Here is a 427-nt window from a genome sequence, read left to right on the forward strand (position 1 = left end):
TTTCCTGCCCGGAAATGCCCAGCGGGATCTGCCTTGCTAGGGACTGTACCGCTGATACGCGGGCGGCCTCGTCGAATATTGGTGCGGATTCTTCGGGTTTGATGAAGCCGGAAAAATCGGTGGTTTTGGTTGCTGCTGTGATAGCCATTTTTGTCCTTTCCCCAAATGATTTGGAGGGTAGGTTCGGTTTTTATTCGGATAGTGTTACGCCAACGGCTTTTGCCAGCGCGGCGGTTAGCTGTGGCGAGTTGAGTGCCGGGCCGGATGCTCCGGGGGCTTTGCCTTGGGTTAGGTCAGGGCGTGGGCCTGGGGTTTTGGGTTCAGGCTCGGCTTTGTTGGCAGACAGGTGACCCATGAGGGTCTTGGCTGACTCGGCGAGTTCTTCGGCAGTTTCTCCTTGCAGGTAGCCGATTAGATCGGCGGGCAC

At 57.1% G+C, this 427-nt stretch carries 1 protein-coding gene; it reads right to left on the reverse strand.

All coding sequences use genetic code 11. The features are described from left to right. Positions 1-190: 190 nt before the first annotated feature. Positions 191-427 (reverse strand): hypothetical protein (locus tag QP415_RS10820; protein WP_285100054.1); only part of this gene is annotated, 237 nt, incomplete at its 5' end.

This window comes from Pauljensenia sp. UMB3104 (assembly GCF_030217285.1).
Taxonomy (GTDB): domain Bacteria; phylum Actinomycetota; class Actinomycetes; order Actinomycetales; family Actinomycetaceae; genus Pauljensenia.